The sequence below is a fragment of the Rubrimonas sp. genome (genome assembly GCF_036788415.1).
Classification (GTDB): Bacteria; Pseudomonadota; Alphaproteobacteria; order Rhodobacterales; family Rhodobacteraceae; genus Rubrimonas.
In genome coordinates this window covers 1-3,904 of the sequence record NZ_DAIQNN010000171.1, presented here as the reverse complement: position 1 = coordinate 3,904, position 3,904 = coordinate 1, and the positions used below count along the sequence as shown (strand labels likewise).

Below are 3,904 nucleotides of genomic sequence, written 5' to 3'. Positions count from 1 at the left end.
GCCAACCCGATCGCCTGCATCCTCAGCTTCGCGATGGCGCTGCGCTATTCCTTCGCGCTGGGGGCGGAGGCCGACATGCTGGAGCAGGCGGTCGAGCGGGTGCTGGCCAAGGGGCTGCGCACGCCCGATCTGATGACGGTGGGCGGGGGAACCCGCATCGGCACGCGCGAGATGGGCGACGCGATCCTCGCAGAGCTGTCGGGGGTGTGACGCGACGCGTCCGACCCGAAGCGCTTGCGCGCCATGCTCGGCGCGCCTAAGAGAAGAGGGTCTGACACGCAAGGGGCATATCGTCGCTTCGCATGTCGCGGGCGTAGCTCAATGGCAGAGCCACAGATTTCCACTCTGAAGACGGGGGTTCGATTCCCCTCGCCCGCTCCATCCCTCCGCCGCGCACGGCGTGCGCGCTGACGGGGGCCGCCCCCTGATGGCGGAGGCCGCCTCCCCAATGCGACGGCGCGCCCGGCCTTTCGCCGCCGTCGCGCCCGAGCGGTTTCCCGCGCTGATCGGCGCGGACGAGGCCGGGCGCGGGGCGCTCTGCGGGCCGGTCGTGGCCGCTGCGGTCTGGTTCGATCCGACCGCGCTCGACCCTGCGCTGCTCGGCGCGCTCGACGACAGCAAGAAGCTCGCGCCCCGGCTGCGCGCCGACCTCGCCGAGACGCTCCGCGCCGGGTGCCGCGTCGCGGTGGCGGCGCGGGCCGCCCGGGCGATCGACGGCGAGGGGGTGGGGGCGGCGAGCCTCGCGGCGCTCCGCCGCGCCATCGAGAAGCTCGGGATCGACGCGCCGGCGGCGGTCGACGGGCTGTTCGTGCCGCCCGGGCTCGTCCTGCCCTGCGTGGCGGTGGTGCGCGGCGACGGCTCGGTGCCCCAGATCGCCGCCGCCTCGATCCTCGCCAAGACGACGCGGGACCGGCTCATGGGGCGGCTGGCGCTGCGCCATCGGCTCTACGGTTGGGAGCGCAACATGGGGTACGGCGCGCCGGCGCATCTGGAGGCGCTGGCGCGCCTCGGGCCGTCTCCCCACCACCGGCGGAGCTTCGCGCCAGTGGCGCGGGCGTCGTCACGGGCCTAGGGCGCAAATCGAGCCGAAAGAAGCAGTTCCTCGGTGGGGACCTTTGTTTCTAGGAGGAAAATCTGGTTGACAGACTGCCCTTGGTCGGCTCGCGCTCTCGGTGGCCGCCTGGCTCAACTCGTGGGAAGCAGCTTCTCGACTGCGTCGCGCACGCGCGCGCTGTCGGGTTCGACGCCCGTGCCGAAGGCCGCGACCAGCTTTCCGTCGCCGTCCACGAGATATTTGTGGAAGTTCCATTTCGGCGCCCGCGCCGAGCCCAGCGCCTGCTCGGCCCAACGGTAAAAGGGGTGGGCGCCCGCGCCCCGGACCTTGGTGATGGTCGTCATCGGGAAGTCGATCGAGAAATTGGTCTCGCAGAAATCCTTGACTGCGGCCTCCGAGTCGAGTTCCTGCCCGCCGAAATCGTCCGACGGCACGCCGAGCACGACCAGACCGCGGTCGCGGTAGCGCGACCAGAGCGCCTGCAGCCCGTCATACTGCCCGGTGAAGCCGCAGCGCGAGGCGGTGTTGACCACGAGTACGGGTCGGCCCCGGAACTGCGACATGTCCAGCGGCCCGCCGTCGATGTTCTCGAAGCCGAAATCATGCGCGGTCTTGCCGCCGTCGCCTTTCGGCCCGGTCCCGGCGAGGGCGGCGCTGGCGAGCCCGGTGGCGAGGGCGGCGAGAAACAGGCGTCGGATCATGGCTGCGCGCTCCGTTGCGACATCTTGGCGGCGATATGGGTCGGGCGGGGCTTGAGGCAAATCAATGCGCGAGCGGCTCGATTCCCCGCTAGTGCGACGTGAAAAGCGGAACGGAGGATTCCATGTTCAAGCTCGCAGCGCTGCTCTACGTCATCATCGCGCCTACGGTCATGGGCACGCTGATCACCGTCACGCTGGTGGTCGAGAGCCTTTACAACGGCGTCGGCATCTCGGCGGCGGCGGCGCTCGGCGCGGCGATCGCGCTCCCGGTGTCGTGGTATGTCGCCGCGGCGATCCGCGGGCCGGTCAAGACTCTCGCTTGAGCCCTCACGCTTCGCCGAACACCCGCCGGAAGATCGTCTCGACATGGCGGGTGTGGTGGGCGAGGTCGAACAGCGCGCCGATCTGCGCGGCTGAGAGCGCCGCCGTCACTTCGGGGTCGGCGCGCAGTTCGGCCTCGAAATCGGCGCCCTGCTCCCAGACTTTCATCGCGTTGCGCTGCACGAGCCTGTAGGCGTCCTCCCGGCTTACGCCGGCCTGCGTCAGCGCCAACAGCACGCGCTGTGAATGGATGAGCCCGCGGAAGCGGTTCATGTTGCGCATCATGGTCTCGGGATAGACCACGAGCCTGTCGATCACGCCCGTCAGCCGCGCCAGCGCGAAGTCGAGCGTCACGGTCGCGTCGGGCCCGATGCCGCGCTCCACGCTCGAATGGCTGATGTCGCGCTCGTGCCAGAGGGCGACGTTCTCCAGCGCCGGGACGCACATCGCGCGCACGAGGCGCGCCAGCCCTGTCAGATTCTCGGTCAACACCGGGTTGCGCTTGTGCGGCATGGCCGAGCTGCCCTTCTGGCCGGGCGCGAAATACTCCTCCGCCTCCAGCACTTCGGTGCGCTGGAGATGGCGGATCTCGGTCGCGATCCGCTCGATGGAGGAGGCGATCACGGCGAGGCAGGTGAAGAAGGCGGCGTGCCGGTCGCGCGGGATCACCTGCGTCGAGATCGGCTCGACGGCCAGCCCCATCGCCTGCGCGACATGCGCCTCGACCGCCGGGTCGATGTTGGCGAACGTGCCGACTGCGCCGGAGATGGCGCAAACGGCCACTTCGGCGCGCGCCGCCGCGAGCCGCGCGCGGTTGCGGGTCATTTCGGCGTAGGCCTGCGCCATCTTCAGCCCGAACGTGGTCGGCTCGGCGTGGATGCCGTGGCTGCGGCCGATGCAGACGGTGTCGCGGTGCTCGACGGCGCGCCGCTTCAGCGCCGCCAGCAGCGCGTCGATGTCGGTCAGCAGAATGTCGGCGGCGCGGGTCAGCTGCACGCCGAAGGCGGTGTCGAGCACGTCCGAGGAGGTCATGCCCTGATGCACGAATCGCGCCTCTGGGCCGACATGCTCGGCGAGATGGGTCAGGAAGGCGATGACGTCGTGCCTGGTCTCGCGCTCGATCTCGTCGATGCGGGCGACGTCGAACTCGACGTCCTTCGCCGTCCACACCGCCTCGGCCGCCGATCTCGGGATCACGCCGAGGGCGGCCTGCGCGTCGCAGGCATGCGCCTCGATCTCGAACCAGATGCGGAAGCGCGTCTGCGGCTCCCAGATCGCGACCATCTCGGGGCGGGCGTAACGGGGGATCATCGGCGCTCTCCGCTCGGCGCCCGCACGACAGCCGTTGCCGGCGGGGTCGGGCGGCGTTAGCACCGAGCCATGGCGGTGACAACTCAGACGCGGTTCGCAGGGGTCTGGCGCGTGGCGCGCGAGATCGAGGATTTCGCCTATGGGCGCGACGGCAAGTTCCGCGGCGTCCTGCGCCTCACGCCCGAAGAGGGCGGGCTGCGCTACGCCGAGCAGGGGCTGCTGACGCTCGGCGCCTCGAAGATGCAGGCGAGCCGCGTCTATCTGTGGCGCTTCGACGGGCCTACGGCCGTGCGGGTGCTGAAGGAGGACGGCGCCGACTTCCACCGCTTCGACTGGAGCGCGGTGGAATCGCGCGACGAGCATCTCTGCGGGCGCGACCGTTACGAAGTGCGCTACAGCTTCGCCGCCGAGAGCTGGCATGCGCATTGGCGGGTGAGCGGACCGCGCAAGGACTATGCCAGCACGACGCGCTACATCCGCATGGGGTGAGGGGCGGCGCGGGGTGGTGGAGCTGAGG

At 70.4% G+C, this 3,904-nt stretch carries 6 protein-coding genes and 1 tRNA gene; 5 read left to right on the top strand and 2 right to left on the bottom strand.

Annotated elements, in window-relative coordinates; all coding sequences use genetic code 11:
• From V7Q31_RS17850 to V7Q31_RS17840, 3 genes are all read left to right on the top strand, one after another.
• The coding region (locus V7Q31_RS17850; RefSeq protein WP_333835197.1) for an isocitrate/isopropylmalate family dehydrogenase at positions 1–210 on the top strand (210 nt) is incomplete at its 5' end.
• 97 nt (positions 211–307) lie between these two features.
• A tRNA-Gly gene (locus V7Q31_RS17845) sits at positions 308–381 on the top strand.
• A 67-nt stretch (positions 382–448) separates the two neighbouring features.
• The gene (locus V7Q31_RS17840; RefSeq protein WP_333835196.1) at positions 449–1,072 is read left to right on the top strand and encodes a ribonuclease HII; all 624 of its coding nucleotides are present in this window, start codon (positions 449–451) and stop codon (positions 1,070–1,072) included.
• Positions 1,073–1,185: 113 nt separating this feature from the next.
• Here the strand turns inward: V7Q31_RS17840 and V7Q31_RS17835 are convergent, their stop codons facing one another.
• Positions 1,186–1,755, bottom strand: coding sequence for a glutathione peroxidase (locus tag V7Q31_RS17835; RefSeq protein WP_333835195.1), 570 nt, complete (start codon positions 1,753–1,755; stop codon positions 1,186–1,188).
• Between the two features lie 122 nt (positions 1,756–1,877).
• Between V7Q31_RS17835 and V7Q31_RS17830 the strand changes: the two genes are divergently transcribed.
• Positions 1,878–2,078 (top strand): CTP synthetase, encoded by a 201-nt coding sequence (locus tag V7Q31_RS17830; protein ID WP_333835194.1) that lies wholly within the window; start codon positions 1,878–1,880, stop codon positions 2,076–2,078.
• Positions 2,079–2,082: 4 nt separating this feature from the next.
• On the opposite strand, the gene purB is transcribed toward V7Q31_RS17830, so the two are convergent.
• On the bottom strand, positions 2,083–3,387 hold the full coding sequence (purB, locus tag V7Q31_RS17825; RefSeq protein WP_333835193.1) for an adenylosuccinate lyase: 1,305 nt from the start codon (positions 3,385–3,387) through the stop codon (positions 2,083–2,085).
• 75 nt (positions 3,388–3,462) lie between these two features.
• Here purB and V7Q31_RS17820 point away from each other — a divergent pair, with 75 nt between their 5' ends.
• A complete protein-coding gene (locus tag V7Q31_RS17820) occupies positions 3,463–3,876 on the top strand; it encodes a DUF6314 family protein (RefSeq protein WP_333835192.1) in 414 nt (137 codons plus the stop codon).
• Positions 3,877–3,904: the final 28 nt, after the last annotated feature.

Bases quoted from the DNA above. Each gene is read 5' to 3' on its own strand.
- V7Q31_RS17840 (WP_333835196.1), top strand. From the start codon at position 449: ATGCGACGGCGCGCCCGGCCTTTCGCCGCCGTCGCGCCCGAGCGGTTT.
- V7Q31_RS17835 (WP_333835195.1), bottom strand. From the start codon at position 1,755: ATGATCCGACGCCTGTTTCTCGCCGCCCTCGCCACCGGGCTCGCCAGC.
- V7Q31_RS17830 (WP_333835194.1), top strand. From the start codon at position 1,878: ATGTTCAAGCTCGCAGCGCTGCTCTACGTCATCATCGCGCCTACGGTC.
- purB (WP_333835193.1), bottom strand. From the start codon at position 3,387: ATGATCCCCCGTTACGCCCGCCCCGAGATGGTCGCGATCTGGGAGCCG.